Source organism: Bordetella parapertussis (assembly GCF_020735925.1).
In the GTDB taxonomy this organism is placed as follows: domain Bacteria; phylum Pseudomonadota; class Gammaproteobacteria; order Burkholderiales; family Burkholderiaceae_B; genus Bordetella; species Bordetella pertussis.
In genome coordinates, this window is record NZ_CP085971.1 from 2,358,695 (window position 1) to 2,385,441 (window position 26,747).

Below are 26,747 nucleotides of genomic sequence, written 5' to 3' on the forward strand. Positions count from 1 at the left end.
CGCCATGTTCGACGTAACGATGCCCCCTGTGCAGGACGTCTGCAGCCAGCCTTTCTGGGAGGCGGCCTGCCAACAGCGCCTGCTGGTCCAGCAATGCCCGACGACCGGCCGCCATCAGTGGTATCCGCGCGCCCATTCGCTGGCCGACCCCGGCGCGGCGCCGCGCTGGGTGCAGGCCAGCGGGCGCGCTCGTTTGTTTTCCTACACCGTTATTCACAAGGGCGGTGTGCAGAAGGCGCCTTACACCTGCGTGCTGGTCGAGCTGGAGGAAGGGCCCTTGATGCTGACCCGCTGCCCGAGCGAGCGGCCGCTGCAGGTCGACATGCCGATGCGCGTGGCCTTCGAGAAGATCGGCGATACGCTGACCTTGCCCGTATTTGTTCCCATGGAGTCCTGAATGCCTGTCGAATTCGAGCGGATACAGTTGGGCGAGCGCCATGTCTCGTCGCGCATCAAGATCACCGAAAGCCATATCGTCACGTTTGCCGGCCTGACCGGCGATTTCAACCCGCTGCACATGGACGAGGTGGCGGCACGCGAAAACGGCTACGGCCAGCGCATCGCGCATGGGATGCTGGGGCATGCCGTGAGCACCGGCCTGCGCTCGGGCATCGACGATTGGGACATCGTGGCCTTCCTGGAAACCCGGCGCCGTTTTGTCGCGCCCATCCTGGCCGGCGATTCGGTACGGTACGAGGCCGAGGTGCTGGAGCTGCGGCCCAGCCGGTCCAAGCCTTTCGGCGTGGTCAAGGTATCCATGCAGCTGCGCAATCAGGATGGCGTGACAGTGCAGGACGGCGAAGACGTGTTCGCGGTCGCCATGCGCGGTGGAGTAGCGTAAATGAAGAACGAACGATTGCAGGGGCGGGTGGCGCTGGTCACGGGCGGCGCGGGTGGCATAGGCCTGGCGGTGTGTCGACGCTTGCAGGCCGAAGGCGCGCGCATCGTGGTGGGCGACATTGGCGAGGAGCGCGTGCTTGCCGCGGCGGCGTCGCTGGGCGAGGGGGCGCTTGGCGTATTCCTGGACGTGGCGGACCGTCAGAGTTGGGCCGCCGCCAAGCGGGCGGTGGATGCGCAGGGCTGGCAGGTGGACATTGTGGTCAATGTGGCCGGCATCGTGCGCGATCGTTCGCTGGCCAAGATGTCGGACGCCGAATGGAGCGCCGTCATCGACGTGAATCTGCGCGGTACCTGGCTGGGCTGCCAGAGCGCCTTTGCGTGGATCGGCGAACGCGGCTGGGGGCGCATCATCAATGTGGCGTCCACCGCCATTTTCGGCGCCTATGGCCAGGCCAATTATTCCGCCGCCAAGGCCGGCATCGTGGGGTTGACGCGAACCGCGGCGCTGGAAGGGGCCAAGCGCGGCATCCTGGTCAACGCCGTGGCGCCAGGTATCGTCGAAACCGCGATCCTGGCCGATGTCCCCGACCAGGTCCGCGAAGGCTGGCTGGCCCGGATGCCGCTCAAGCGTACGGCGCGGCCTGAAGAAATCGCCGCTGTCATTGCCTTTCTCGCCTCTGACGATGCGAGCTATATGACCGGGCAGACCCTCGTCGTCGACGGCGGGGCAACCACGGGCGACTACTGAGCGCCACATTACATCGCATAGGAAAAGGGGAACCATCATGAATCAGTATTCTCGTCGGGACATGTTGCGTCTGGGCGTGTCCGCCTCGGCAGCGTTGGCAGGCAGCGTCTTCCTGCCGGTGCGCGCGCAGGACAATCCGCTCTACGAGGCGGCGCGCAAGGAAGGGGCCCTCAACCTGTATTGGGGGTCCTACGAACAGAAGTCCATCGAGGACATTCGTGACGCTTTCGTCAAGAAATACCCCGGCATCCAGGTCAATCTGCTGCGCCAGGGTTCGCAAACGGTCTATACCCGGCTGCGCCTGGAGCTGCAGAACAACGCCGCCAACTGCGATTCGCTGGGCACCACCAATCTGCTGCACTACACCGAACTGAAGAAGATCAATGCCTTGATGGCGTACCGCCCGACGGGGGCCGAGCATTTGCCGGAGGCCTTTCGCGGCCTGGACCCGGACAACACTTTCCATGTCGGCGCAATCAGCATTACGTCGATCAACTTCTAGTCGCAGAAGGTGCCCAATCCGCCCGAGAGCTGGCAGGCGTTGCTGGATCCCGCCTGGGCCGGCAAGATCACGGTCGGGAGCCCGGCGTCGTCGGGCGACGTCGCGCATTGGGCGCTGGCCATGCGCCTGAAGTACGGCGATGGCTTCTTCAAGAAATTCGCCGCCCAGAAGCCGAAGGTCGGCCAGTCCAACGTCGATACCGTTACCGATATCCTGGCAGGCGAGCGCGTGGTGGGTGCCGCCGCGCCGTTCAGCTATTCGCTGACGCAGAAGGCGGCCGGCCAGCCGGTGGACGTCAAGGTGCCCACCGATGATGCCATCCTCAACCTCGGGCTGACCGCGATTCCCGCCAAGGCCCCGCACCCCAACGCGGCCAAGCTGTTCACGGATTTCCTGTATTCGACCGAGGTGTCGCAGATCCTGGCGCGCAACTACTGGCCCACGCTGCGCACGGACGTGCCCTGGGCCGAAGGCCGCAGCCTCGAGTCCTTGAAGTGGTTCCGCAATCCGACCGATGACCTGACCAAGCAGATCAATGACACGATTGCCCTGTGGCGCTCGACGGTCGGTTGAGTCCGCAGGGGAAGAAACAGGGGATTCCATGTCTGTCGCAATGACTGAAAAACCCGCCGTAGCGCGGGAGCCGCGTGCCGGGCGTCATGCGCTGCCAGCCATCGCCGTCACCGTGCTGGTGGCGGCAGCGCTGGCATTGCTGGTCCTGTAGCCCGTCGGCATCATCGCGCTCAACAGCTGGCGCGACGACCTGACCGGGCAATGGTCGCTGGTGAATTACCTGCGCATATTCACCACGCCCAACCTGATCGAGCCCATGCTCAATTCGCTGGTGCTGGCCGGCAGCACGGCGGTGATCGCCACTGCCCTTGGCGTGCCCATGGCGTGGTTGGTGTCGCGCACGGATATGCCCGGGCGCGGCCTGGTCCGGGTACTGGTGCTGGCGGCGTTCATCACGCCGTCTTTTATCGGCGCGCTGGGGTGGATACTGTTGGCGGCGCCCAACTCGGGTTGGCTCAACGTCTGGCTCAGGCAATGGCTGGGCGGGGATTCCCCCTTGAATATCTACTCGATGTGGGGGGCGGTCTTCGTGTGCGCCGTCTATACCGTGCCGTTCACGTTCACCATTGTCGCCACCGCGCTCGATGAGATGGCCGTGGAGCTGGAGGATGCCTCGGCCATGCTGGGAGGAGGCATCCTGCGGACCATGCGCAGCGTCACCTTGCCGTTGGTCATGCCTGCCATCGTGGCCGGTTTCATCCTGTCGTTCATCCAGGGCATGACGCTCTTCGGCGTTCCCGCGTTCCTGCTGACGCCGGCGCGTGTCCCGGTGGTCACGACCAAGCTGGCCGAGTTCTATCAGATGTTCCCGCCGGAGCTCAATCTGGCGGCGGCCTACTGCATGCCGTTGCTGCTGATGACCGGCGGCCTGTTCTTCCTGCGCAGGCGCATTCTCGGCCGCCGGCAGTACGTCATGATAGGCGGCAAGGCGCGCGGATCGCGGCTGGTCGGGCTGGGCCGCTGGCGCTGGCCGGCCCTGCTGGGCGCGCTGCTGGTGCCCGCGGTGACCGTGTTCCTGCCGTATGCCTCGCTGACGCTGGTGTCGCTCAGCAAGGCCTGGGGTCAGGGGCCCTCGTGGGACAACCTGACGCTGCATTGGTATCGCTGGGCCGTGCTGGACAACCCGCAAACCCAGTCGGCCATCGTCAATTCCCTGCTCTATGCCACGATGGCGGCGACGGTTTGCCTCCTGCTGGGCGTGGTGGTGGCCTATATGGTCGAGCGCAAGTTGTTCCGTGGCGCTTGGGCCCTGGGCGCGACGGCGTCCGTGCCCATCATCATCCCGGGCATCGTGCTGTCGGTGGGGTTCTTCTCGGCCTTCACCCAGCCGTTCTATGGCCTCTATGGAACGGGCGCGTTGCTGGTGCTGGCCTTCGTGGCGACGTTCCTGCCGATCGCCTATTCGCACGGCGGCGCCATCATCAAGACCATCAGCCCCGATCTGGAGCGGGCGTCGCGCATCCTGGGCGCGGGGCAGGTCGGCACGTTCGGCCGCATCACGCTGCCGCTCATGAAGCCCGGCCTGGTGTCGGGGTGGATGCTGGTGTTCATCCCGGTGATGCGCGAGCTGTCGGTGGCGGTATTCCTGATCACCCCGCAGACCAATGTCATGACGACGCTTATCTACAACTACAAGGACGGCGGCAACTACGAAGCCGTCTGCGCTACCAGCAACGTGCTGTTGCTGGGCACCATCCTGATTGTCATGCTGGGCCGCCTGCTGACGGGCCTTGCCCGTCGCCGCGGCGCGGCGCCCGTTACCGCCGGAGTTACGTCGTGAAGGCAATTCGCATCCAAGGTCTTACCAAGCACTATGGCGCACACCAGGTTCTGCGCGGCATCGATCTGGAGCTGGCCCAAGGCGAGCTGCTGGCCTTGCTCGGCCCCTCGGGCTGCGGCAAGTCGACCACCCTGCAAATGCTTGCAGGCTTCGACCAGCCGACCGACGGCCAGATATGGATCGGCGATCGCCAGGTTTCGGGCGCGGGCGTCATGGTGCCGCCCGAGCGGCGCAATATCTCGCTGGTGTTCCAGAACTACGCCGTATGGCCGCACATGACGGTCTTCGAGAACGTCGCCTATGGCCTGCAGGTACGCAAGGTGGCCCGCACGGAGCTCGCGCAGCGGGTCAAGCGCGCGCTCGACACGGTCCGCCTCACGGCGCTCGCGCAACGCTATCCGTCGGAGCTCTCCGGCGGACAGCAGCAGCGGGTTGCGCTGGCGCGGGCGCTGGTGGTCGAGCCCGACATCCTCCTGCTGGACGAACCCTTGTCCAATCTCGATGCGCATCTGCGCGAGGAGATGCGCTACGAGATCCGCCAGGTGCACGATCTTCTGGGCCTGACCACGGTCTATGTCACGCACGACCAGGGCGAAGCGCTGGTCACCGCCGACAAGATCGCCGTCATGCAGTCCGGGCAGGTGCAGCAGTTCGACAGCCCCGTCAATGTGTTCTCGCGGCCGGCCAACACGTTTGTCGCCTCGTTCATCGGCACCAACAACGAGCTGCATGGCCAGCTTGCCGAACCGGGGGCCTTGCGGGTCGGGGACAGGGTTCTGCATGGCGACGACCGCAGGCAGGCCGGTGCCGGCGGCGCGGCCTGCCTGTGCATTCGGCCTTCGGCCGTCAAGCTGGGCGCCGCGCCCGGCGCCAATACGCTGAGCGGCACCGTGACACGGGTCGCGTACCTGGGCGAGTACCGTGACGTCCAGGTCGAGCTGGCGGCGGGGCAATTCGTGCGCGCCTACGTCGACCCGTCCTCGACGCTGGAGCCGGGCCAGCGTGTCGAGGTTCATCTGCCCATCGAGCATTGCCAGATCCTGAGCGTCACCACTTCCTAGGAGTCAGTCTTGAGCAGTCATACGTCCATGGTCCACAGCGAAATCCGGGAGGGCGCGCTGTGGATATTGTTTGACCGGCCGGCGGCACGAAACGCCATGACGGCCGAGATGGAACACGCCATCCTGGCCCTGTGCGAGTCGGTCGCCCATCGCCCGGAAATCAAGGCGGTCGTGTTCAGCGGCGCGCCTGCCAGCAAGCCTGCCTTCATGGCCGGCGCCGACTTCGGCGCGCTGGAAACGGCCACGACGGCCGAAGAGTTCGTTGCGCTGGAGCGCAGCAGCGAGGCCTTGCTCGAGGCCATCGAAGGCATGCGAGTGCCGACCATCGCCGCCATGGCGGGCGCATGCGTCGGAGGCGGGGCCTTGCTGGCGCTGTGCTGCGATATCCGTATCGCCACGCCGTCGCTGAAGTTCGGCTTCCCGATTGCCCGCACGGTGGGCAACTGCCTGAGCGTGAAGAACTACGCCCGCCTGGCGGAGAATCTGGGGGCGCAACGAGTACGGGACATGGTGTTTTCCGCGTCCTTGCTTTCGGCCGATGCCTTGCTGCACGCGGGCACCATCAGGGAGATCGTTCCGGAGGACGCGCTGCATGGCCGGGCCCAGGCCATCGCCGCCCAGGTCATGGCGCTGGCCCCGCTGACACTCTGGGCCACCAGGACGTCGCTGCTGCGCCTGCGCGACAAGGCCGTGGATGGCATTGCGGACGACGACATCCTGTCCGCCTGCTATATGTCCGCCGATTTCCAGGAGGGCGTGCGTGCCTTCATGGAAAAGCGCGCGCCGGCCTGGATCGGCGCGTAAGCGCAGGCATCGCGGCAACCCCGCATGCTGCGCCGGCCGCAGGTGCCTGTCCCCGCCGGGACAGGCACACCGCTGTACGCTATTGCGCGATTAACCAAAAAAAAGCTCCCTGTGGGAGCTTGAAAAAGCCGGATTGGCGCAGCGGTCCAACCCGGCGGGGGATGGTTGTCAGGCGTTGATGTCGTTGTCCTTGGTTTCGCGTACGAACAGCGTACCGATGACCAGGGTCATGACAGCGATGATGATCGGGTACCACAGGCCGTCGTAGATGTTGCCTGTCGCCGCCACCACCGCGAAGGCCACCGGAGGCAGGAAGCCGCCGAACCAGCCGTTGCCGATGTGATAGGGCAGGCTCATCGAGGTGTAGCGGATCCGGGTGGGGAACATCTCCACCAGCATGGCCGCGATCGGGCCGTACACCATGGTGACGTAGATCACCAGCAGCGTCAGCAGCACGACCACCATGAAGTAGTTGGTTTGGGCCGGATCGGCCTTGGCCGGATAGCCATGGCTGCGGATCGCCGCGGTCAGCGCCTTGTCCAGCTCGGTGGCCTTGGTCTTGAACTCGGCAGGCGCCAGGCCCTTGCCGTCGAACGATGCGAACTCGTCGTTGCCGATCATGACCTTGGCGACCGAGCCGGCCGCGGCGGACTGGTTCTCGTAGTTCACCGAGTTGCGCGCCATGAACGACTTGACCACGTCGCAGGAGCTGGTGAACGAGGCCGTGCCCACCGGGTTGAACTGGAACGAGCAGGTGGCGGGGTCGGCGATCACGGTGACCGGCGCGGTGGCCTGGGCCTTTTCCAGCGCCGGGTTGGCGTAGTGCGTCAGGCCCTTGAAGATGGGGAAGTAGGTCAGCGCGGCGATCAGGCAGCCCGCCATGATGATGGGCTTGCGGCCGATCCTGTCGGACAGCGCGCCGAACAGCACGAAGAACGGCGTGCCCACCAGCAAGGCAATCGCGATCATGATGTTGGCGGTGTTGGAATCGATCTTCAGCGACTGCGTCAGGAAGAAGAGCGCGTAGAACTGGCCGGTGTACCACACCACGGCCTGGCCGGCGGTCAGGCCCAGCAGCGCCAGGATCACCACCTTCAGGTTGCGCCATTGGCCGAACGATTCCGCGATGGGGGCCTTTGAGCCCTTGCCTTCTTCCTTCATGCGCTTGAAGGTCGGCGACTCATTGAGCTGCAGACGGATCCACACCGAGATGCCGAGCAGCACCACCGAGATCAGGAACGGAATGCGCCAGCCCCAGTCCTTGAAGGCTTCTTCGCCCATGAAGGTGCGCACGCCCAGGATCACCAGCAGCGACAGGAACAGGCCCAGCGTCGCGGTGGTCTGGATCCAGCTGGTGTAGAAGCCGCGGCGGCCATGCGGGGCGTGCTCGGCCACGTAGGTGGCGGCGCCGCCGTATTCACCGCCGAGCGCCAGCCCCTGCAGCAGGCGCAGGATGATGAGGATGGCGGGCGCGGCGATGCCGATGCTGGCGTAGCTGGGCAACACGCCGACCAGGAAGGTCGACAGGCCCATGATGACGATGGTGATCAGGAAGGTGTACTTGCGGCCCACCAGGTCGCCCAGGCGGCCGAACACCAGGGCGCCGAACGGGCGCACCGCGAAGCCCGCCGCGAAGGCCAGCAGCGCGAAGATGAAGGCCGCGGTGGGATTGACCCCGGAGAAGAAGTGCTGCGCGATGATGGCTGCGAGCGAACCGTAGAGGTAGAAGTCGTACCACTCGAAAACCGTGCCGAGCGACGACGCGAAGATCACGCGCCGCTCCTCGCGGGTCATGGGGCGCCGTTGCGCCGACGGGCTTTGGCCCGATAGGGTTGCTGTGCTCATGTTGTCTCCTCGTGTTAGGCCAGTGGTGTGCCACCGTGCTCTGCACCCTCCGCCGGCCGCGCCGACATCAAGCTACCGAACAAGGTAGGGCTCCAGGCTGACGAGGTTCTGACGTAACCCTTACCTGAATCTTAAATTTGAAACAATAAGTAACTGTTGCGCGGACCAGCCCGGATCGACGCGCCGGCTGGCGGCTACAGCGTGCCGGGCAGGGGGAAGCGCACCTGGATGCGGGTGCCGGGCAGGTCCGAGTAGGGAGTGGGGTGTTCGTCGATCACGACTTCCGCCTGGTGCTTCTGGGCGATCTCCCGCACGATGGCCAGCCCCAGGCCGCTGCCGTCGGACGCCGTGCCCAGGACGCGGTAGAAGCGGTCGAAGACCCGCTCGCGTTCTTCCGGGGCGATACCCGGCCCGGAGTCCTCGACGTCGAGGACGGCGTGATCGCCCTGTGCGCTCACCCGTACCGTGATGTGGCCGCCGCGCGGGGTATAGCGCAGGGCATTGTCGATCAGGTTGTTCAGCAGCTCGGCCAGCAGGATGGCGTTGCCGCTGATGCCGACCGGTCGGTCGGCGCCCTCGAAGCCGAGGTCGGTCGACAGGGCGAGCGCCTGCGGCACCCATTGCATCGTCTGTTCGTAGGCGATGGCGTTGAGGTCGGTCAGCGCCTGGCCGGGCGAGTCCGGGTTTTCCGCCCGCGCCAGCAGCAGCAACTGGTTGACCAGCCGGGTGGCCCGTTCGGAGCCGGTGACCAGCTGGCGCAGGCTGGACTGCATTTCCTCGGGGCTGGCGTCGCGCAGCGCCAGCTCGGCCTGGGTGCGCAGGCCGGCCAGGGGCGTCTTGAGCTGGTGCGCGGCATCGGCCACGAAGCGGCGCTGCGTTTCGATGTTGGCCGACAGGCGGTCGAGCAGGTCGTTCATGGCGCCGACCAGCGGCGCGATCTCGGAGGGGGCGGCCTGTTCGTCGATGGGCGAGAGGTCGTCGGGGCGGCGCGCGCGCAGGCGCTGCTGCAGCGCGTTGAGCGGCGCCACGCCGCGCGACAGGCCGAACCACACCAGCAGCACCGCGATCGGCAGCACCACGAACTGCGGGATGATGACTCCCTTGATGATGTCGTTGGCCAGCTGGGCGCGCTTTTCCACGGTTTCGGCCACCATCACCAGGGCCGGCTGGGTATCCGGCAGGCCGAGGTCGATCCAGGTGTAGGCCAGCCGCACGCCGAAGCCGCGCAAGGTGTCGTCGGCGTACAGGATCTCGCCCGGCCGGGGCTGGCCGACGTTGGGCGGCAGCGGCAGGGCGCGATCGCCGCCCAGGTATTCGCCGCGGCTGCCCAGGGCCAGCCAGAACACGCTTTCCGTCTCGTCCACGCGCAGCACGTCGCGGGCCGCGTCGGTCATGCGCAGCGCGGCGCGTCCGTCCACGGCGTGCACCTGGTGGCTGAGCACGTTCAGGTTGTTGGCCAGCGCGCGGTCGTACGGCACGTTGGCGATGTTCTGCGCCACCACGTAGGTGATGGCCACGCTCATGGGCCACAGGAGAAACAGTGGCGCCAGCATCCAGTCGAGGATCTCGCCCAGCAGCGAGCGCTGCGGCGGCGCGAAACTCGGCCCGCGCGGCCCGCCGCGCAGCGCATCCAGGGCTTCTTGGTTCAGCGGTTCGCGCGAAGCCGTTTCAGCTGGCGAGATACGAGGCACCCTGGTCCCGCTCGAGGCAATAGCCCAGACCGCGCACGGTGATGATTTTCACGCCGCTGGGCTCGAGTTTCTTGCGCAGGCGGTGCACATAGACTTCGATGGCGTTGGTGCTGACTGCCTCGCCCCATTCGCAAAGGTGGTCGACCAGTTGCGTCTTGCTGACCATGCGGCCGCTGCGCGCCAGCAGGATCTCCAGCAGGCTGACCTCGCGCGCGGACAGGTCCAGGGTCTGGTCGTCGACCGTGGCGATGCGGCCCGTCTGGTCGAACACCAGGCGGCCGTGCCGCACGATCGTCGCGCCGCCGCCGGCGCCGCGCCGCGTCAGGGCGCGCACGCGGGCCTCGAGCTCGGACAGCGCGAAAGGCTTGGCCATGTAGTCGTCGGCGCCGAGATCCAGGCCCTTGACGCGCTGTTCGATGCTGTCGGCGGCGGTGAGGATCAGCACCGGCAGCACGGAGTTGCGGGCGCGCAGCCTGCGCAGCACCTCCAGCCCGGGCAGGTGGGGCAGGCCGAGATCGAGGATCAGCAGGTCGAAGGGTTGGACGGCCAGCGCCGAATCGGCGGCCAGTCCGTCGCGCACGGCGTCGACCGCATAGCCGTTGTGCCGCAGCGAGCGGGACAGGCCGTCGGTCAGGATGCTGTCGTCTTCAGCTATCAGGATACGCATGCGTGCAACATCGGCGGAACCGCCAGCGGGCGCTGGCTACGCCGGCCATTCTGGCACAGGGGATGGAGCTTGCCCACTCAGGGTATACGTGGAAATATATGGCATACTGGATTTTTATCCAGTACAATCCAATGCCATAATCGCCAAGGTTCGAGTTTTCTCCAGGCTCTTTTTCTCCGGCTAGACAACGGCTGCCTGCTTCGCACCCCTGCAGGCGCCGCTTCAATACAGGACTTTACATGGACGACAAAACCAGCAAGGCCGCCGCGGCCGAGAAAGCCAAGGCGCTGGCCGCCGCGCTGTCGCAGATCGAAAAGCAGTTCGGCAAGGGCTCGATCATGCGCTATGGCGACAACGAGGTCGAACACGACATCCAGGTCGTGTCCACCGGTTCGCTGGGGCTGGACATCGCGCTGGGCGTCGGCGGCCTGCCGCGCGGCCGCGTGATCGAGGTCTACGGCCCCGAGTCGTCCGGCAAGACCACGCTCACGCTGCAGGTCATCGCCGAAATGCAGAAACTGGGCGGCACCTGCGCCTTCGTCGACGCCGAACACGCGCTGGACGTGCAATACGCCTCCAAGCTGGGCGTCAACCTGACCGACCTGCTGATCTCCCAGCCGGACACGGGCGAGCAGGCCCTCGAGATCACCGACGCGCTGGTGCGCTCGGGCTCGGTCGACCTGATCGTCATCGACTCGGTCGCGGCGCTGGTGCCCAAGGCCGAAATCGAAGGCGAGATGGGCGACTCCCTGCCGGGCCTGCAGGCCCGCCTGATGAGCCAGGCGCTGCGCAAGCTGACGGCCACCATCAAGCGCACCAACTGCATGGTCATCTTCATCAACCAGATCCGCATGAAGATCGGCGTGATGTTCGGCAACCCCGAAACCACCACCGGCGGCAACGCGCTCAAGTTCTATTCCTCGGTGCGCCTGGACATCCGCCGCATCGGCGCCATCAAGAAGGGCGACGAGGTGGTCGGCAACGAAACCCGCGTCAAGGTGGTCAAGAACAAGGTGGCGCCGCCGTTCAAGCAGGCCGAGTTCGACATCATGTATGGCAGCGGCATCTCGCGCGAAGGCGAAATCATCGACCTGGGCGTGCAAGCCAATGTGGTCGACAAGTCCGGCGCCTGGTACAGCTACAGCGGCAACCGCATCGGCCAGGGCAAGGACAATGTGCGCGAGTACCTGAAAGAGCACAAGGAAATGGCCATCGAGATCGAAAACAAGGTGCGCGAGAACCAGGGCATAGTCAGCCGCGCCGCCACCTTTCCGGCCAGCGAAGCCGAAGACGGCGAATAAGCCGTCAGGCCTGCATCCACACCCACTCCGGCATGGCGACTTTCAACCGCCGTCCGCCATCCGCCGCCCGAGCCGGGCGGCGGACCGCAAATCCCGACGATGAGTTCGAGACACTGGCCCAATCCCGGGACGACGCGGCGGCACCGTCGCGCCCGGGCCGGACTCTGAAGGCGCGCGCGGTCGGCTATCTGTCGCGGCGTGAATACTCGCGCCTTGAACTGGCGCGCAAGCTGCAGCCTTACGCCGAAGAGGGCGATGACATCGAGGCGGTGCTCGATGATCTGCAGCGCGAAGGGTGGTTGTCGAATGCGCGTTTTGCCCAAAGCCTGGCGCATCGGCGCGCGCCACGCCAGGGCGCTTCGCGCATCGTCCAGGAGTTGAAGCAACAGGGCGTGGCCGACGACCAGGTGGCCGAGTTGCGCGAACAACTGCGCGTCACCGAATACGCACGCGCGCTGGCCGTCTGGCAGAAGCGCTTTGGCGAAAAGCCCGCCGACCGCGCCGCGTACGCGCGGCAGGCCCGCTTCCTGGCGGGCCGTGGCTTCGCCCATGATGTTATCCGCCGCATTCTGGGCGGTGGCGACGACGAACTCGACTGAACGATGCCGCTTCGTGCGGGCGGCGGCGCGCGATGCGGGCCCGCCTGCCTGGGGCTTGCTTGCGGCCCGTTCGATCAGGCCGGCAGGCCCTTGGCCGCCTTGATGCCGCTAAGCGTCTTGAAGCAGACGTCACGGGCAATCGTCAAAAACTCGTCGATATAGGAACTGTCGCTGTCTTCCGTGCGCACCGCGGCGTAGAGCGTGGGCCAGACGCCTTGCGGCCCGAGGTGGCAAACACGCAGCCAGCCCTGGCCCAGATACTCGGTCAACGCCCAGTTGGGCAGGGCGGCGACGCCCCGATTGCTGGCAACCAGTTGCGCAATGATGGGCGTGAGTTCGGCGCGCCGGATCGCGGCGGGTTCGATATCGGCCGGATCGAGAAAGCCCGTGAAAATATCCAGGCGCTGGCGGTCCACCGGATAAGTGATCAGCGTCTGGTCGGCCAGTTGTTCCGGCATCACGTGGCGGTTGGCGGCCAGCGGATTGGATTCGGCGACCGCCAATACCAGCTCGTACTTGAACAGCGGCAGATAGGTGACGGCTTCCAGCGCTTGCGGATCGGACGTGATGACGAGGTCCAGGTCGCCGCGCACCAGCGCGGGCAGGGGCGCGAACGAGAAGGCGGCCGACAGGTCCAGCGCCACATCCGGCCATTGCCCGCGAAAGGCGTCCAGTGCGGGCATCAACCACTGAAAGCACGAGTGGCATTCGATCGCCAGGTGCAGCCGTCCGGTTCGCCCGGCAGCCAGGCGTTGCAGCTCGCGTTCGGTGGCGCGCAGCCGGGGCAGCACGTCGTCGGCCAGCGCGAGCACGCGCAGTCCCGCCGTGGTCAGGCGGGCCGGCCGCGTGCGGCGGTTGAGCAGCGGCGTGCCCAGGCGGGTTTCCAGGTCGCGCAGCTGATGCGAGAGCGCGGACTGGGTCAGGTGCAGGCGCTCGGCGGCTTCCTGCAGGCTGCCGCCATCGCGGATGGCGGCCAGGGTTTCGAGATGGCGGATTTCGAGCATGGCGGCAATAGAGGTCGCGGCGAGCGGGCATGAATCGTCGCCTTTGGTTTTATATGAATAATACTCAACTTATGAATGTAGATTTTGATTTTGATTCATGTGTTGATGATCGCACAATAGCGGCCTGACTTGAATAACTTTTGCGAAAGGCCGGTATTGTCATGACTATTATTCATAATCTGGGTTTTCCGCGCATCGGCGCCCAGCGCGAACTCAAGCGCGCCGTCGAAGCCTATTGGGCGGGCCGCCAGACCGCCGAGGCGCTGCATGAGACCGGCCGTGCCTTGCGCGCGGCCCATTGGCAGCGCCAGGCCGACGCCGGCGTGGCGTTCGTGCCGGTGGGCGATTTTGCATGGTATGACCACATCCTGGAGTGGACCACGCTGCTTGGCGCCGTGCCGGCCCGCTTTGGCCATCCCGAAGGCAAGCCGGTGGACCTGGACACCCTGTTTCGCATGGGCCGTGGCCGCGCGCCCAGCGGCAAGCCGGCCGCTGCCTGCGAAATGACCAAGTGGTTCGATACCAACTACCACTACATCGTCCCGGAACTGACGCCCGGACAGACCTTCCGCGTCGCCCGCGAAGACCTGTTCGAGCAGGTCAAGGAGGCCCAGGCCCTGGGGCACCGCGTCAAGCCGGTCATCCCGGGGCCGCTGACGTGGCTGTGGCTGGGCAAGGGCGATGCCTTTGCCCAGGGGGCCGGCGACATCGGCAAGCTGCAGTTGCTTGACGCCTTGCTGCCGGTCTATGGCGAAGTGCTCGAGCGCCTGGCGGGGCTGGGCGTCGAATGGGTGCAGATCGACGAGCCGGCGCTGGTGCTGGACTTGCCGCAGGCTTGGCGGGATGCCTATCAGGCTGTCTACGCCAAGCTGGCGGCCAGCCCGGTCAAGCTGTTGCTGGCCACCTATTTCGATGGCCTGAAGGACAATCTGGCCACCGCCCTGGCCCTGCCGGTGGCCGGCTTGCACGTGGACCTGGTGCGCGCGCCCGACCAGCTGAGCGACGTGGCAAGCGGGCTGCGCCCCGGCCAGGTGCTGTCGGCAGGCGTGATCAACGGCCGCAACATCTGGCGCACCGACCTCGATGCGGCGCTCGCGATGCTGGCGCCGGTGCGCGAGCAATTGCAGGAACGCCTGTGGCTGGCGCCGTCATGCTCGCTGCTGCACGTACCGGTGGACCTTGCCGGAGAAACCGAGCTTGATGCCGAGTTGCTCGGCTGGCTGTCGTTCGCCGTCCAGAAGCTGGACGAGCTGTGCCTGCTGGGCAAGGCGCTGGGCGGCGATGCCGACCCGGCGGTGCAGCAAGGACTGGCCGCCCAGCGTGCCGCCCTGCAGGCGCGTCGCCAATCGCCTCGCATCCACAATCCGGCCGTGGCGCAACGCATGGCCGGGCAGGCCGGGGTGTCGCGCGAACGCGCGCCGTTCGGCCAGCGGATCGCGCGCCAGCAAAGCGAGTTGCGGCTGCCGGCCTTTCCCACCACCACGATCGGTTCCTTTCCGCAGACCGCAGAAATCCGTGCCCTGCGGCGCGACTGGAAGTCCGGCGCGCTGACCGATTCGGCGTACGAGAACGCCATTCGCAAGGAAATCGAGGAAGTCATCCGCTTCCAGGAGAAGGTGGGCCTGGACGTGCTGGTGCATGGCGAACCCGAGCGCAACGACATGGTCGAGTACTTCGGCGAGTTGCTGGCCGGATTTGCCTTCACCAAGAACGGCTGGGTGCAGAGCTACGGCTCGCGCTGCGTCAAGCCGCCCATCATTTTCGGCGACGTCGCCCGGCCCGCGCCCATGACGGTGGGCTGGTCCGCCTACGCCCAATCGCTGACCGACAAGCCGGTCAAGGGCATGCTGACCGGGCCGGTGACGATCCTGCAGTGGTCGTTCGTGCGCGACGACCAGCCGCGCGAAGCCACTTGCCGCCAATTGGCGCTGGCCCTGCGCGACGAAGTGGTGGACCTGGAGGCTGCCGGAATCCGCGTGATCCAGATCGACGAGCCGGCCATCCGCGAAGGGCTGCCGCTGCGCCGGGCCGACTGGCGCGCCTATCTGGACTGGGCGGTCGACTGCTTCCGTCTGTCGACCGCCGGCGTGGGCGAGGCGACGCAGATCCATACCCATATGTGCTACTCCGAGTTCAACGACATCATCGAGTCGATCGCGGCCATGGACGCCGATGTGATCACTATCGAGACATCGCGTTCCAACATGGAGCTGCTCAAGGCGTTCGAGGATTTCCACTATCCCAATGACATCGGGCCTGGCGTGTATGACATCCATTCCCCCAACGTGCCGGAGGTGGACTGGATGGTGGAACTGATGCGCAAGGCTGCCGCGCGCCTGCCCAAGGAGCGCCTGTGGGTCAATCCGGACTGCGGCCTGAAGACGCGCGCCTGGCCCGAAACCGAAGCCGCCCTGATCGGCATGGTGCAGGCGGCCCGCACGCTGCGCGCCGCCTGACGGCGGGTAATCCGTATCCGTCCCCTTGCGGCGGCGCGGGGGGAGGCTGTCCCGGCCGGGGCGGGCCCCCGGCGCCGCGCCTGAAATTTGTGCGGCGCGTGCTCCGGGGGAGGGTCGGCCCGGGCCGCGTCGCCGGCAATCGGCTGCGTTATACTCCCCAGGATTTGCTGCCTTGCGTCAAAATCGCGCCCAGCAGGTTCGACCATGCCCTTGCCACCGCCGGATACCCCTCGCCAGCCCCTGCACACGCGTTCGATACGCGTGCAGTCTTATGGGCGCGAGGATGGCCTGTGGGATCTCGAAGCCGAGCTGATCGATTACAAGGGTTACGATTTTCCCAAGCGCGACGGCCAGCTTTTCAAGGTCGGCGAATTCATCCATCACATGCACTTGCGCATTACGATCGACGAGGCGTATACCATCATTGCGGCACAGGCCGTCTATGATGCCGCCCCGTACGACGGCGTGTGCACGAACATCGAACAAGCCTATCGCGACCTGGTCGGCATGAACCTGCTCAAGGGGTTTCGTCGCCAGGTCAAGGAGCGCTTCGGTCATGTCGCGGGCTGTACGCACATGACCGAGCTTTCGCAGGTGCTGCCGACAGCCGCCGTCCAGTCCATGGCCGGCCGGCGCCGTCAGAACAGCAACCCAGACAAGCGCCCGTTCCAGCTTGGCGGTTGCCATGCCTTGCGCACCGACGGTCCGGTCGTGCAGGAGCACTACCCCAAATGGTATACGGGCGCCAACGCCGGGTCGTCGGCCGATACGTCTTCCGATTCACCCTCTCTCTCATACGTCCTGACAGGTATCACATGAAAATCCACGAGTATCAAGGCAAGGAACTGCTGAAGCAGTTTGGCGTGACCGTGCCGCGCGGGATCCCCGCTTTTTCCGTAGACGAGGCCGTGGCTGCCGCTGAAAAGCTGGGTGGGCCGGTCTGGGTCGTCAAGGCGCAGATCCACGCGGGTGGCCGTGGCAAGGGCGGTGGCGTCAAACTGGGGCGTTCGATCGACGAAGTGCGCCAGCTGTCGTCGGAGATCCTCGGCATGCAGCTGGTCACGCACCAGACCGGCCCGCAAGGCCAGAAAGTGCGCCGCCTGCTGATCGAAGAGGGCGCGGACATCAAGAAGGAATACTACGTTGGCATCGTGACCGACCGTGGCACGCAGCGCGTGTGTGTCATGGCTTCCAGCGAAGGCGGCATGGACATCGAGGAAGTGGCCGCGCACAGCCCGGAGAAGATCCTGAAGGTCTTCGTTGATCCGGCCGCCGGCCTGACCGACGCCGAGGCCGCCGAACTGGCGCGCGGCATCGGCGTGCCCGAAGCCTCCGTGGGCAAGGCTGCCGCCGAATTCCAGAAGCTGTACAAGGCGTACTGGGACACCGACGCCTCGCTGGCTGAAATCAACCCCCTGATCCTGACCGGCAGCGGCGACATCATCGCGCTGGACGCCAAGTTCAACTTCGATTCGAACGCGCTGTTCCGCCACCCCGAGATCGTGGCCTACCGTGATCTGGACGAGGAAGACCCGGCCGAAATCGAAGCCAGCAAGTTCGACCTGGCCTATATCCAGCTCGACGGCAACATCGGTTGCCTGGTCAACGGCGCCGGCCTGGCCATGGCCACCATGGATACCATCAAGCTGTTCGGCGGAGAGCCGGCCAACTTCCTGGACGTCGGCGGTGGCGCCACGGCCGAGAAGGTCACCGAAGCATTCAAGATCATGCTCAAGAACAAGAGCGTGAAGGCGATTCTGGTCAACATCTTCGGCGGCATCATGCGCTGCGACGTGATCGCCGAAGGCGTGATCACGGCGTGCAAGGCGGTCAACCTGAATGTGCCGCTGGTCGTGCGCATGAAGGGCACCAACGAAGAGCTCGGCAAGAAAATGCTGGCCGAATCGGGCCTGCCGATCATCAGCGCCGACACGATGGCCGAAGCGGCCACCAAAGTCGTTGCCGCCGTCAAATAAAATTGCCAAGGATTCACAAATGTCGATTCTGATCAACAAGGACACCAAAGTCATCACCCAGGGCATCACGGGCAAGACGGGTCAGTTCCATACCCGCATGTGCCGCGAGTACGCCAACGGCAAGGCCGCCTTCGTGGCCGGCGTGAACCCCAAGAAGGCCGGTGAGGATTTCGAAGGCGTGCCCATCTACGCCAACGTCAAGGACGCCAAGGCGGATACCGGCGCTACCGTGTCGGTGATCTACGTGCCGCCGGCGGGCGCCGCGGCCGCGATCTGGGAGGCCGTCGAGGCCGAACTGGACCTGGTGATCTGCATTACCGAAGGCATTCCCGTGCGCGACATGCTGGAAGTGAAGAACCGCATGCAGGCCATGAACAGCAAGACGCTGCTGCTGGGCCCGAACTGCCCCGGCCTGATCACGCCCGACGAAATCAAGATCGGGATCATGCCCGGCCACATCCACCGCAAGGGCCGCATCGGCATCGTCAGCCGCTCCGGTACGCTGACCTACGAAGCCGTGGCGCAAGTCACCGAGCTCGGCCTGGGCCAGTCCAGCGCCGTGGGCATCGGCGGCGATCCCATCAACGGCCTGAAGCACGTCGACGTGCTCAAGCTGTTCAATGACGATCCCGACACCGACGCCGTCATCATGATCGGCGAGATCGGCGGTCCGGACGAAGTCAATGCCGCGCAGTGGGCCAAGGACAACATGAAGAAGCCCGTGGTCGGCTTCATCGCCGGTGTCACCGCGCCGGCCGGCAAGCGCATGGGCCATGCTGGCGCCCTGATCTCGGGCGGCGCCGACACGGCCGATGCCAAGCTGGAAGTGATGGAAGCGTGCGGTATCCGTACCACGCGCAACCCGTCGGAAATGGGCAAGCTGCTCAAGTCCGTGCTGTAATCACGCGCCGGACAGCCCGCCTGTCCCAGGACGGCCCGCGATCGCGGGCCGTTTTTTTTCGCATGCCGCGGCCGGCTGAAAGCGGACTGAAAGAATATTGAAAGTGAATTGAAAAGAGAGGAATTCGCGCGAACCTATAATCAAAAGCGAGGGGCTTTTCGATTTGCCTGTCCACCCACGCACCAAGAATGCCGCCAGGGCTCGCCTGGTCGAAGGCGGCCACGCGTGTCTTGTGTTTGTTCAATCCTAGGGGATCATCACTAGGAAAGAGAGGAATGGAACTTAGTTCTGCGGCGTTCTGGATCGCCTTGCTCCAGATTATTTGGGTAAACATACTGCTATCGGGAGACAACGCCGTGGTGATCGCGCTGGCCGCGCGCTCGCTACCCCCGGATCAGCAGAAGAAGGCCATCGTGGTCGGGTCGGCCGCGGCAATCGTGATGCGTATCGTGCTGACGCTGGTGGCCGCCAAGTTGCTGCTGTTGCCCTGGCTGAAGCTGATCGGGGCCGCGCTGCTGGTCTATATCGGCGTGTCGCTGCTGCTGCCCGAGGGCGAGGACGATGGCGCGGAAAAGGGCCATGGCTCGCTGCTTGTCGCGATCCGGACCATCATGATCGCCGACCTGGTCATGAGCCTGGACAACGTGGTGGCTGTCGCCGCCGCGGCCATGGGCGACACCACGCTGCTGGTGCTGGGCCTGGCCATCAGCATCCCGCTGGTCATATTCGGTAGCGCACTGTTGCTCAAGGTGATCGAGCGTTTTCCCATCATCGTCTGGGTGGGGGCGGCGCTGCTGGGTTTCATCGCCGGCGAACTGCTGGTGGGCGATCCTGCACTGGAAGAATCGGTGGCGCGGATCGACACCATGCTGGGTGTCACGCAACACGATTTCGCGCTGATGGTAGGCGCAATTGGTGCAATCCTGGTGCTGGCGCTGGGCAAAATTTTCCAGGCCAGGCAACGGGCCTGACGCAAAGCTGAACTACAATAGCGGGCTGTTCGGGCCCCGCCTTCAGGCGGGGCTGACCAGCCCGTTTTCTTTTGGCCGCGTTTTGCCACGGCGAGGCTGACGGCGGTCTTCCCGGTATTTCTCCGGTTTTTACAAATAACGCCTGTTGGGGGTTCCAAGTGCTTGAGTTTTTCCAGACGCTGAGTTGGGCGGCAGTCTTCCAGATCATCCTCATCGACATCCTGCTGGGTGGCGACAACGCGGTCGTGATCGCGCTGGCGTGTCGAAATCTCGCGCCCAAGCAGCGCATGCAAGGCATCCTGTGGGGGACGGCCGGCGCCATCATCCTGCGCGTGGTGCTGATTGCCTTCGCCCTCACGCTGCTGAACATCCCGTTCCTGAAGGTCGTGGGCGGCCTGTTGCTGGTCTGGATCGGCGTCAAGCTGCTGGTGCCCGAGGACGAAGGGCATGACAGCATCAAGGGCGGCACGTCCATCGTCGCCGCGGTCAAGACCATCATCATCGCCGACTTCGTGATGAGCCTGGACAACGTCATCGCCATTGCCGGCGCGGCGCAGAACGCCCATGCCGACCACCAGATCGGCCTGGTGGTCTTCGGCCTGGTGGTCAGCGTGCCCATCATCATCTGGGGCAGCACGCTGGTGCTCAAGCTGATCGACCGCTTCCCGATGGTCGTCACCTTCGGCGCGGCGCTGCTGGGCTGGATCGCCGGCGGCATGCTGATTACCGACGTGTTTGTCGTGCGTCAATTCGGCGAACAGCCCAGCGCGGTTAAAATCGGCGTTGAAATTGCCGGTGCGCTGCTCGTCGTTCTCCTCGGGCGGTGGCTGGCAAGCCGTAAAACCGCTTCCAAGGAATCCGTCAATGAGTCTGCGTAAGACTTCCAACCCCCAGCAAAACGAATCGGGCCTGAGCCTGCTGCAAGGCCTGTTCGTGCTGGCCATCCTGGGGGTGGTGGCTTCGGTCATCGTCTCCAGCTTTCTCTGACGCCCTGACGTGGCCGCTGTAGAACGCCTGACCATCGCCACGCGCGCCAGCCGGCTTGCCTTGTGGCAAGCCGAGCATGTGCGCGATCTGCTGCGCGCGCGCTACCCGGCGTGCAGCGTCGAGTTGCTGACGCTGACCACGCGCGGCGACCAGATCCTGGACCGCACCCTGTCCAAGGTGGGCGGCAAGGGCTTGTTCGTCAAGGAACTCGAAACCGCCTTGCTCGATGGCCGCGCCGATCTCGCGGTGCATTCGCTCAAGGACGTGCCGGTGGACCTGCACGCGCCGTTCGAGCTGAGCTGCGTGCTCGAGCGCGCCGATCCGCGCGATGCGTTCGTCTCCAACGATTACGGCAGCCTGGCCGACCTGCCGCCCGGGGCGGCGGTCGGCACGTCCAGCCTGCGGCGCGAGTCGCAGATCCGCGCCCGCTATCCGCACCTGGTCGTCAAGCCGCTGCGGGGCAATCTCGATACGCGCCTGGGCAAGCTGGACAACGGCGATTACGCCGCCATCGTGCTGGCCGCGGCGGGCCTGGAGCGCCTGGGCCTGGCCGCCCGCATCCGTGCGCTGCTGGAACCGGCCGACAGCCTGCCCGCGGCCGGGCAGGGCGCGCTGGGCATCGAGATCCTGCAGGGCCGCGCCGATGTGCGCGCCATGCTGGCGCCGCTGGGCGACGCCGCCACCCTGGCCTGCGTGACCGCCGAGCGCGCGGTCTCGCGCATGCTGGGCGGATCGTGCCAGGTGCCGCTGGCGGCCTATGCCCGTATCGATGGCGATGAGCTCGCCTTGCGCGCGCTGGTCGCCGCGCCCGACGGCCGCCGCATCGTGCGGGCCGAGCGCCGCGGTCCGCGCGACCAGGCCCAGGCCATCGGCGAGTCGGCCGCGCGCGACTTGCTGGCCGACGGCGCCGACGCAATACTGGCCGAATTGCTGCCAACCTCGCCCGCGCCTTGACAGGGCGGTCGGGCCCTCGCGGGGGCTTGCCTATGTCGCAGATTGCCATCCTGACACGGCCGCAAGGCCGCAATGGCGCGCTTGCGCAACGCCTGCACGAGGCCGGCTGGCAGACCCTTTGCCTGCCGGCCTTGCGCATCGAGCCGTTGCCGCCCGAAAATGGCGCGGTGCCGCTGCCGCGCGACTACGACCTGGTGGTGTTTGTCAGCGGCAACGCGGCGCGCCTGTACCTGGAGCAGCTGGGGGAGCGGGGGCAATTGCCATGGCCGGCAGGCGCGGTCGCCGCCACCGTGGGCCCGGCCAGCGCCCGCGCCCTGCTGGATTCGGGCCAGTTTGGCGCCGATACAACAGTTTTGCACCCTGCGGAAACCGCGCTCACCCACGATTCGGAAGCCTTGTGGGCCTTGTTGCGGGCGCGCCCGGCATTGCCGCGCCGCGCGCTGCTGGTGCGCGGCACCCAAGGGCGCGACTGGCTGGCCGATCGCCTGGCCGCGGCTGGCGTGGAGGTCAGCCGCCACGCGGTCTACCGCCGGCGGCCCGCGCCCTGGGCGCAGGAGGGGCGCCAGCGCCTGCGCGACTGGGCCCGGGCGGGCGAGCGCCCGACCTGGCTGCTCACCAGCGGCGAGGGCATCGACGCGCTGGTTCAGGGCCTGCGCGAGGAGCAATTGCTGGACTGGTGGCTGCAAGGCCGTTTCGTCGTCACGCACCCCGTGCTGGCCGAGCGGCTGCGGGCGCTGGCCGGTGGCGGGGCCGATGCGCCAATGGTAAAAAACTGCATGCCTGCCGATGAGGCGATCTTCGCGACTTTTGTTGCGGCTTGAATCGTCGTTACATGCCATCACCGAATACAATCGCGTCATGACAGACAACACCTCCGCTACTTCGCCCGGCACCGTACCGGGTACGCCGGGCACGGCCGCCGCCGACGAGGCCGTCGCGAGCCAGTCGCGCAAGGGCAAGGGCGTAAACAGTACGCTCGTTACCGCGCTTATCATCGTCATCCTGCTGGCCGTCGGCCTGGGGTGGGCCGCGTGGCTGCAGCGCAAGCAATTCGTCAGCGCCGGCCAGGAAGTGGCCGCCCGTCTCAATACGCTGGGCGCCGAGCTGACGCAGTCGCGCAACGACATGCGCGAGGCGCTGGCGCTGGCGCAGGCGCAGTCCGGCAAGGTGGCCGAGCTCGAAGGCAAGGTGCGCGAAGCGCAAAGCCAGTACAGCGCGCTGCAGCAGGCGCTGCAGAACCTCAACGACGGCGCCAGCGACGAAATGCTGGCCAACGACATCGAGCGCCTGATCACCATCGCCAGCCAGCAACTGCGCCTGGCCGGCAATGTCAGCAATGCCATCGTGGCCCTGGAAACGGCCCAGGCTCGCCTGGCGCGCGCCGACCGGCCGCGCTTTGCCAGCCTGCAGCAAAGCATCAACGGCGACCTGGACCGCCTGCGCGCGGTCGGCGTGGTCGACATCGCGGCTCAATCGGCCCGCATCGATCGCCTGGTGGCCCTGGTGGGCCGGGCGCCGCTGCTGGTGCCCGACGCGGCCGCGCCTGGCGTGACCGCCGTGCCCCAGGCGAACGAGGCCGTGCCGGCCAGCGTCGATCCGGGCGCCGACCTGCCGGCCGACGCCGCCTGGTGGCAGCGCTGGCAGGCCGAGATCGCCTCCTGGCCAGGCCGCGCCGGCAGTGCGCTGGCCCATGAGCTGGGCGACCTGATCCGCGTGCAGCGTGTCGATCAGCCCACGGCGCTGCTGCTTTCGCCCGAGCAGGCCGGCCAGCTGCGTTCCACGCTGCGCCAGCGCCTGCTCACGGCGCAGTTGTCGATGCTGATGCGCCAGCCCGCCGTCTGGAAGAGCGAACTGGACGCGGTGGCCGCGACCCTGGCCCAGTATTTCGACGGCAAGGCGCCTGATACCGTCGCCGCGCTGGCGCTGGCCCGCGAACTGGGACAGGTCGAGATCGCCGTGCGCGTCCCCGATGTGGCCGACAGCCTCAACGGCATTGCGGCCCTGCGCGCGGCCGGCTTCAACGCCGACGGGCAACAGGACTGACGCATGCGTACCTGGTTCTGGACTCTATTGTTGGCCGTTGTCGCGGTGGCGCTGGCCGTCGTGCTGCGCGCCCACGCGGGCAACGTCTTGCTGCTGGTCTGGCCGTGGCGCATCGAGTTGTCGCTGACGCTGACGGTATTGCTGTTGGTGGCCGCCTTCGTCACGCTGTACATCGGCCTGCGCCTGCTGGCCTGGCTGGTGGCCATTCCCGATCGCTTGCGCGCCTGGCGCGGCCGCCGTGCCCAGGAACGCGACCACGAGCTGCTCGAACGCGGCTGGATCGGCCTGCTGGAAGGGCGTTTCGCGCAGGCCGAGAAAGACCTGTCGAAGCTGTTCGACCAGACCAAGGTGCGCAGCCGCCGCGTCCTGGCGGCGCTGTCGGGCGCGCGCGCGGCGCATAACCTGGGCGAGTACGAGCGCCGGGACCGCATGCTGGAATCCGCTCGCGAACAGGCAGGCGAGGATGCCGGGTTGCAGGAAGCCACCGCCACGGTATCGGCCGACATGCTGCTGGACCAGGGGCGCGCCCAGCAGGCGCTGGACCTGCTGGAGCCGCTGCAGGACGGCGGCGCGCGCCATCTGCACACCATGCGCCTGCTGCTGCGCGCCGAGACGGCCTTGCAGCATCACGAGCGCGTCTTCATGCTGGCGCGCGGCCTGTTGCGCCGCAATGCCATCGGCAAGGCCGAGGCCGAGCAGCTGATCGACAGCGCGGGCGCCGCGCGCCTGCGCGCAGGCATGGCCGTGGACCAATGGCGCCCCATCTGGAAAGACCTCAAGAGCGATGAGCGGCTGTTGCCGAACATCGCGCTGGCCGGCGCCGCCGCCTTCGAGGACGCGGGCGAGGCCAGCGAGGCCGCGCGCATTCTCGAGGCCGCGGTAGCGGTCAAGTTCAACCCCGCGCTGGTGGCCGCCTATGCGCGCTGCGATGCCGCCCAGGTGCCGCACCGCCTTGCCAAGGCCGAGACCTGGCTGCAGCAGCGTCCGGCCGATACCGACCTGCTGACGGCGCTGGGCCTGCTGTGCCTGAACGGACAGCTGTGGGGGCAGGCAGAGCGCTATCTGCAACGCAGCGTCAGCCGGCGCAACGATCCGCAGGCGCATGCCTTGCTGGGCAGCCTGTACGACAGGCTGGACCGGCCCGCCGACGCGGCGCGCCACTGGCGCCAGGCCACCGCGGCGCGCGTGGCGCTGCCGGTGCTGGCGGCGGACATCGCGTTGCCGGCGGCCGACACCAAGGCCGACCCCGCGTGGCTGGACGCCGAGCGCGAGTACGTGCCCAATATGTCGGAATACACCGCGCCCGTCATCGCCGACGCGCCGCCCGAGGTCGAGCCGGGCGCTGTCGACTATGTGCTCGATCCGGATGCGCGCGCAGCGGGCGAACACGAGCCCGCGTCCGCCGTCGCGCCCGAACCCGTCAGCGTGCCGCCGCGCACCGCCATCGATATCGAAGACTACTTCGACAGCGCGCCCATTCCGGCGGCCGCCATCGAAGCGCCGGTCTCGAGCTATCGCGCCGGCGGGGACGACGAGCAACCGGCCAAGCCCGGCGGCGCCGTATCATCCGCCGGCCCGGCGTCCGGCGACAAAGCCTGATTTCATTTTCATCAAGACAAGGTCAATCATGAGTCTAGATCGTGTCGCTCCTGGCAAGAAGCTGCCGGACGATTTCAACGTCATCATCGAAATCCCCATGAACGCCGACCCGGTGAAGTACGAGGTCGACAAGGAGTCCGGCGCGATTTTCGTCGACCGCTTCATGCTGACGGCCATGCACTATCCGTGCAACTACGGCTACATCCCGCAGACGCTGTCGGAAGATGGCGATCCCGCCGACGTGCTGGTTCTCACGCCGTTCCCGATCCAGATTGGCGCCGTGGTGCGCTGCCGCGCCATTGGCGTGCTGGAGATGGACGACGAGTCCGGCGGCGATGCCAAGCTGCTGGCGGTGCCCATCGAGAAGCTGTACCCCCCGTACCGCAACATCAAGTCGTACGAGGACCTGCCGGCCGAAGACGTCAGCCGCATCCAGCATTTCTTCGAGCACTACAAGGATCTGGAAAAGGGCAAGTGGGTCAAGGTCAAGGGTTGGAAGGGCGTGGACGCCGCGCACGAGGAAATCGTGCGCAGCGCCGAGCGCTACGCCAAGGGCCAGGCCTGAGATAGATTGGCCGCCTGGGGCGGCCGGCGGCGCGGAAGCGACGGCAGGCAGCCGCTCGCATCCGCGCCGTTTTGCGTCATGCGCCGGGCGCGCCGCGCGCGGCCTGGCCCGAAGCGTATAAACTCGCGCATTGAATATTCTCGCCGGCGTTGTCCGGCCTTGTGTGCTACGAGGTCAAATCACATGGATTACGTATTTCCCCCTTCGCCGCCGGCGGCCGTGCCGGTGGCAGGCGGCAACGCCCGCTTTCCGGTGCGCCGCGTCTATTGCGTGGGCCGCAACTACGCCGAGCATGCCAAGGAAATGGGCTTCACCGGCCGCGAAGATCCGTTCTTCTTCTGCAAGCCTGTCGACGCCATCCTGTCGGTGGCCGATGGCGCCACGGGCGAAATGCCGTACCCGCCCAAAACGGCCAACCTGCACTACGAAATGGAGCTGGTCGTCGTGCTGGGCAAGGGCGGGCGCGACCTGACCGTCGAGCAGGCCGACGAATGCGTATGGGGCTACGCCCTGGGCCTGGACATGACGCGCCGCGACCTGCAGGGCGAGGCCAAGAAGCAGGGCCGTCCCTGGGAAGTGGGCAAGGCTTTCGATCTCTCGGCGCCGCTCGGCCCCATCCATCCGCGCAGTGCCGTCGGCACGCTGGACAAAGGCGCCATCTGGCTGGACGTCAATGGCGAGCGCAAGCAATCCAGCGACATTTCGCAGATGATCTGGAACATCCCGGAAAGCATCGCCTATCTGTCGGGCCTGTTCGAGCTGCAACCGGGCGACATCATTTTCACCGGCACGCCGGAAGGCGTGGGCGCGGTGGTCAAGGGAGACGTCATCGTCGGTGGCGTCGAGGGCCTGGGCGAGCTGCGCGTACGCATCGCCTGAA

24 protein-coding genes and 2 pseudogenes are annotated in these 26,747 nt (G+C 66.4%); 22 read left to right on the forward strand and 4 right to left on the reverse strand.

Annotated elements, in window-relative coordinates; genetic code table 11:
- Nucleotides 1–4: 4 nt before the first annotated feature.
- The 7 genes and pseudogenes from LK409_RS11215 (at nucleotide 5) to LK409_RS11250 (ending at nucleotide 6,308) form a co-directional block, all read left to right on the forward strand.
- Nucleotides 5–397, forward strand: a complete 393-nt coding sequence (locus LK409_RS11215; protein ID WP_010928638.1) for a Zn-ribbon domain-containing OB-fold protein — start codon at nucleotides 5–7, stop codon at nucleotides 395–397.
- Nucleotides 398–841, forward strand: a complete 444-nt coding sequence (locus LK409_RS11220; RefSeq protein WP_010928639.1) for a MaoC/PaaZ C-terminal domain-containing protein — start codon at nucleotides 398–400, stop codon at nucleotides 839–841. It begins immediately after the preceding gene.
- Complete coding sequence (locus LK409_RS11225) at nucleotides 842–1,588, forward strand: SDR family oxidoreductase (protein WP_003812772.1); 747 nt, start codon at nucleotides 842–844, stop codon at nucleotides 1,586–1,588.
- Nucleotides 1,589–1,625: 37 nt separating this feature from the next.
- Nucleotides 1,626–2,663: pseudogene (locus tag LK409_RS22800) on the forward strand (ABC transporter substrate-binding protein).
- A gap of 28 nt (nucleotides 2,664–2,691) precedes the next feature.
- Nucleotides 2,692–4,443, forward strand: a pseudogene (locus tag LK409_RS11240) (ABC transporter permease).
- Complete coding sequence (locus LK409_RS11245; RefSeq protein ID WP_010928641.1) at nucleotides 4,440–5,504, forward strand: ABC transporter ATP-binding protein; 1,065 nt, start codon at nucleotides 4,440–4,442, stop codon at nucleotides 5,502–5,504. Before LK409_RS11240 ends, LK409_RS11245 begins: the two are co-directional and overlap by 4 nt.
- 27 nt (nucleotides 5,505–5,531) lie before the next feature.
- Complete coding sequence (locus tag LK409_RS11250; RefSeq protein ID WP_015064063.1) at nucleotides 5,532–6,308, forward strand: enoyl-CoA hydratase/isomerase family protein; 777 nt, start codon at nucleotides 5,532–5,534, stop codon at nucleotides 6,306–6,308.
- A gap of 168 nt (nucleotides 6,309–6,476) precedes the next feature.
- On the opposite strand, the gene LK409_RS11255 is transcribed toward LK409_RS11250, so the two are convergent.
- The 3 genes from LK409_RS11255 to LK409_RS11265 all read right to left on the reverse strand — a co-directional run bounded on the left by LK409_RS11255 (nucleotide 6,477) and on the right by LK409_RS11265 (nucleotide 10,511).
- On the reverse strand, nucleotides 6,477–8,153 hold the full coding sequence (locus LK409_RS11255; protein ID WP_010928643.1) for an MFS transporter: 1,677 nt from the start codon (nucleotides 8,151–8,153) through the stop codon (nucleotides 6,477–6,479).
- Between the two features lie 194 nt (nucleotides 8,154–8,347).
- Entirely contained in the window at nucleotides 8,348–9,706 is a 1,359-nt protein-coding gene (locus LK409_RS11260; protein ID WP_003812764.1) for a sensor histidine kinase, read from the reverse strand.
- Between the two features lie 115 nt (nucleotides 9,707–9,821).
- Entirely contained in the window at nucleotides 9,822–10,511 is a 690-nt protein-coding gene (locus LK409_RS11265; RefSeq protein ID WP_010928644.1) for a response regulator transcription factor, read from the reverse strand.
- A gap of 239 nt (nucleotides 10,512–10,750) precedes the next feature.
- On the opposite strand from LK409_RS11265, the gene recA reads away from it, so the two are divergent.
- Both recA and recX read left to right on the forward strand, forming a co-directional pair.
- Complete coding sequence (gene recA, locus LK409_RS11270; RefSeq protein ID WP_003812760.1) at nucleotides 10,751–11,812, forward strand: recombinase RecA; 1,062 nt, start codon at nucleotides 10,751–10,753, stop codon at nucleotides 11,810–11,812.
- Nucleotides 11,813–11,844: 32 nt separating this feature from the next.
- Nucleotides 11,845–12,411 carry a recombination regulator RecX gene (recX, locus tag LK409_RS11275; protein ID WP_010928645.1) on the forward strand — a complete coding sequence of 189 codons (567 nt, stop codon included), beginning with the start codon at nucleotides 11,845–11,847 and terminating at the stop codon, nucleotides 12,409–12,411.
- Nucleotides 12,412–12,485: 74 nt separating this feature from the next.
- Here recX and LK409_RS11280 read toward each other — a convergent pair whose 3' ends face one another.
- Complete coding sequence (locus tag LK409_RS11280; RefSeq protein ID WP_003812755.1) at nucleotides 12,486–13,415, reverse strand: LysR family transcriptional regulator; 930 nt, start codon at nucleotides 13,413–13,415, stop codon at nucleotides 12,486–12,488.
- Between the two features lie 161 nt (nucleotides 13,416–13,576).
- Between LK409_RS11280 and metE the strand changes: the two genes are divergently transcribed.
- The 13 genes from metE to LK409_RS11340 all read left to right on the forward strand — a co-directional run bounded on the left by metE (nucleotide 13,577) and on the right by LK409_RS11340 (nucleotide 26,746).
- Nucleotides 13,577–15,871, forward strand: a complete 2,295-nt coding sequence (metE, locus tag LK409_RS11285) for a 5-methyltetrahydropteroyltriglutamate--homocysteine S-methyltransferase (protein ID WP_010926372.1) — start codon at nucleotides 13,577–13,579, stop codon at nucleotides 15,869–15,871.
- 204 nt (nucleotides 15,872–16,075) lie between these two features.
- The gene (locus tag LK409_RS11290) at nucleotides 16,076–16,690 is read left to right on the forward strand and encodes a DUF2889 domain-containing protein (protein WP_010928647.1); all 615 of its coding nucleotides are present in this window, start codon (nucleotides 16,076–16,078) and stop codon (nucleotides 16,688–16,690) included.
- A complete protein-coding gene (sucC, locus tag LK409_RS11295) occupies nucleotides 16,687–17,847 on the forward strand; it encodes an ADP-forming succinate--CoA ligase subunit beta (protein ID WP_003812749.1) in 1,161 nt (386 codons plus the stop codon). The genes LK409_RS11290 and sucC overlap by 4 nt, the downstream gene beginning before the upstream one ends.
- Before the next feature lie 19 nt (nucleotides 17,848–17,866).
- A complete protein-coding gene (gene sucD, locus LK409_RS11300; RefSeq protein WP_003812748.1) occupies nucleotides 17,867–18,748 on the forward strand; it encodes a succinate--CoA ligase subunit alpha in 882 nt (293 codons plus the stop codon).
- A 275-nt stretch (nucleotides 18,749–19,023) separates the two neighbouring features.
- Nucleotides 19,024–19,719 (forward strand): TerC family protein, encoded by a 696-nt coding sequence (locus LK409_RS11305; protein WP_003812745.1) that lies wholly within the window; start codon nucleotides 19,024–19,026, stop codon nucleotides 19,717–19,719.
- A gap of 158 nt (nucleotides 19,720–19,877) precedes the next feature.
- Nucleotides 19,878–20,597 (forward strand): TerC family protein, encoded by a 720-nt coding sequence (locus LK409_RS11310; RefSeq protein WP_010930986.1) that lies wholly within the window; start codon nucleotides 19,878–19,880, stop codon nucleotides 20,595–20,597.
- Complete coding sequence (locus LK409_RS22685; protein ID WP_019247280.1) at nucleotides 20,584–20,706, forward strand: hypothetical protein; 123 nt, start codon at nucleotides 20,584–20,586, stop codon at nucleotides 20,704–20,706. Before LK409_RS11310 ends, LK409_RS22685 begins: the two co-directional genes overlap by 14 nt.
- Nucleotides 20,707–20,715: 9 nt before the next feature.
- A complete protein-coding gene (hemC, locus tag LK409_RS11315) occupies nucleotides 20,716–21,660 on the forward strand; it encodes a hydroxymethylbilane synthase (protein WP_003812742.1) in 945 nt (314 codons plus the stop codon).
- Between the two features lie 32 nt (nucleotides 21,661–21,692).
- Nucleotides 21,693–22,481, forward strand: coding sequence for a uroporphyrinogen-III synthase (locus LK409_RS11320; RefSeq protein ID WP_041937226.1), 789 nt, complete (start codon nucleotides 21,693–21,695; stop codon nucleotides 22,479–22,481).
- Nucleotides 22,482–22,518: 37 nt separating this feature from the next.
- A complete protein-coding gene (locus LK409_RS11325) occupies nucleotides 22,519–23,703 on the forward strand; it encodes a uroporphyrinogen-III C-methyltransferase (RefSeq protein ID WP_049788761.1) in 1,185 nt (394 codons plus the stop codon).
- Between the two features lie 3 nt (nucleotides 23,704–23,706).
- Nucleotides 23,707–25,302, forward strand: coding sequence for a heme biosynthesis HemY N-terminal domain-containing protein (locus LK409_RS11330; protein WP_010926375.1), 1,596 nt, complete (start codon nucleotides 23,707–23,709; stop codon nucleotides 25,300–25,302).
- A 28-nt stretch (nucleotides 25,303–25,330) separates the two neighbouring features.
- Nucleotides 25,331–25,867, forward strand: coding sequence for an inorganic diphosphatase (gene ppa, locus LK409_RS11335; protein ID WP_003812734.1), 537 nt, complete (start codon nucleotides 25,331–25,333; stop codon nucleotides 25,865–25,867).
- Nucleotides 25,868–26,050: 183 nt separating this feature from the next.
- Complete coding sequence (locus LK409_RS11340) at nucleotides 26,051–26,746, forward strand: fumarylacetoacetate hydrolase family protein (protein WP_010928650.1); 696 nt, start codon at nucleotides 26,051–26,053, stop codon at nucleotides 26,744–26,746.
- Nucleotide 26,747 lies beyond the last annotated feature (1 nt).

Bases quoted from the DNA above. Each gene is read 5' to 3' on its own strand.
- LK409_RS11215 (WP_010928638.1), top strand. From the start codon at position 5: ATGTTCGACGTAACGATGCCCCCTGTGCAGGACGTCTGCAGCCAGCCT.
- LK409_RS11220 (WP_010928639.1), top strand. From the start codon at position 398: ATGCCTGTCGAATTCGAGCGGATACAGTTGGGCGAGCGCCATGTCTCG.
- LK409_RS11225 (WP_003812772.1), top strand. From the start codon at position 842: ATGAAGAACGAACGATTGCAGGGGCGGGTGGCGCTGGTCACGGGCGGC.
- LK409_RS11250 (WP_015064063.1), top strand. From the start codon at position 5,532: ATGGTCCACAGCGAAATCCGGGAGGGCGCGCTGTGGATATTGTTTGAC.
- LK409_RS11255 (WP_010928643.1), bottom strand. From the start codon at position 8,153: ATGAGCACAGCAACCCTATCGGGCCAAAGCCCGTCGGCGCAACGGCGC.
- LK409_RS11260 (WP_003812764.1), bottom strand. From the start codon at position 9,706: ATGCTGGCGCCACTGTTTCTCCTGTGGCCCATGAGCGTGGCCATCACC.
- LK409_RS11265 (WP_010928644.1), bottom strand. From the start codon at position 10,511: ATGCGTATCCTGATAGCTGAAGACGACAGCATCCTGACCGACGGCCTG.
- recA (WP_003812760.1), top strand. From the start codon at position 10,751: ATGGACGACAAAACCAGCAAGGCCGCCGCGGCCGAGAAAGCCAAGGCG.
- recX (WP_010928645.1), top strand. From the start codon at position 11,845: ATGGCGACTTTCAACCGCCGTCCGCCATCCGCCGCCCGAGCCGGGCGG.
- LK409_RS11280 (WP_003812755.1), bottom strand. From the start codon at position 13,415: ATGCTCGAAATCCGCCATCTCGAAACCCTGGCCGCCATCCGCGATGGC.
- metE (WP_010926372.1), top strand. From the start codon at position 13,577: ATGACTATTATTCATAATCTGGGTTTTCCGCGCATCGGCGCCCAGCGC.
- LK409_RS11290 (WP_010928647.1), top strand. From the start codon at position 16,076: ATGCCCTTGCCACCGCCGGATACCCCTCGCCAGCCCCTGCACACGCGT.
- sucC (WP_003812749.1), top strand. From the start codon at position 16,687: ATGAAAATCCACGAGTATCAAGGCAAGGAACTGCTGAAGCAGTTTGGC.
- sucD (WP_003812748.1), top strand. From the start codon at position 17,867: ATGTCGATTCTGATCAACAAGGACACCAAAGTCATCACCCAGGGCATC.
- LK409_RS11305 (WP_003812745.1), top strand. From the start codon at position 19,024: ATGGAACTTAGTTCTGCGGCGTTCTGGATCGCCTTGCTCCAGATTATT.
- LK409_RS22685 (WP_019247280.1), top strand. From the start codon at position 20,584: ATGAGTCTGCGTAAGACTTCCAACCCCCAGCAAAACGAATCGGGCCTG.
- LK409_RS11320 (WP_041937226.1), top strand. From the start codon at position 21,693: ATGTCGCAGATTGCCATCCTGACACGGCCGCAAGGCCGCAATGGCGCG.
- LK409_RS11325 (WP_049788761.1), top strand. From the start codon at position 22,519: ATGACAGACAACACCTCCGCTACTTCGCCCGGCACCGTACCGGGTACG.
- LK409_RS11330 (WP_010926375.1), top strand. From the start codon at position 23,707: ATGCGTACCTGGTTCTGGACTCTATTGTTGGCCGTTGTCGCGGTGGCG.
- ppa (WP_003812734.1), top strand. From the start codon at position 25,331: ATGAGTCTAGATCGTGTCGCTCCTGGCAAGAAGCTGCCGGACGATTTC.
- LK409_RS11340 (WP_010928650.1), top strand. From the start codon at position 26,051: ATGGATTACGTATTTCCCCCTTCGCCGCCGGCGGCCGTGCCGGTGGCA.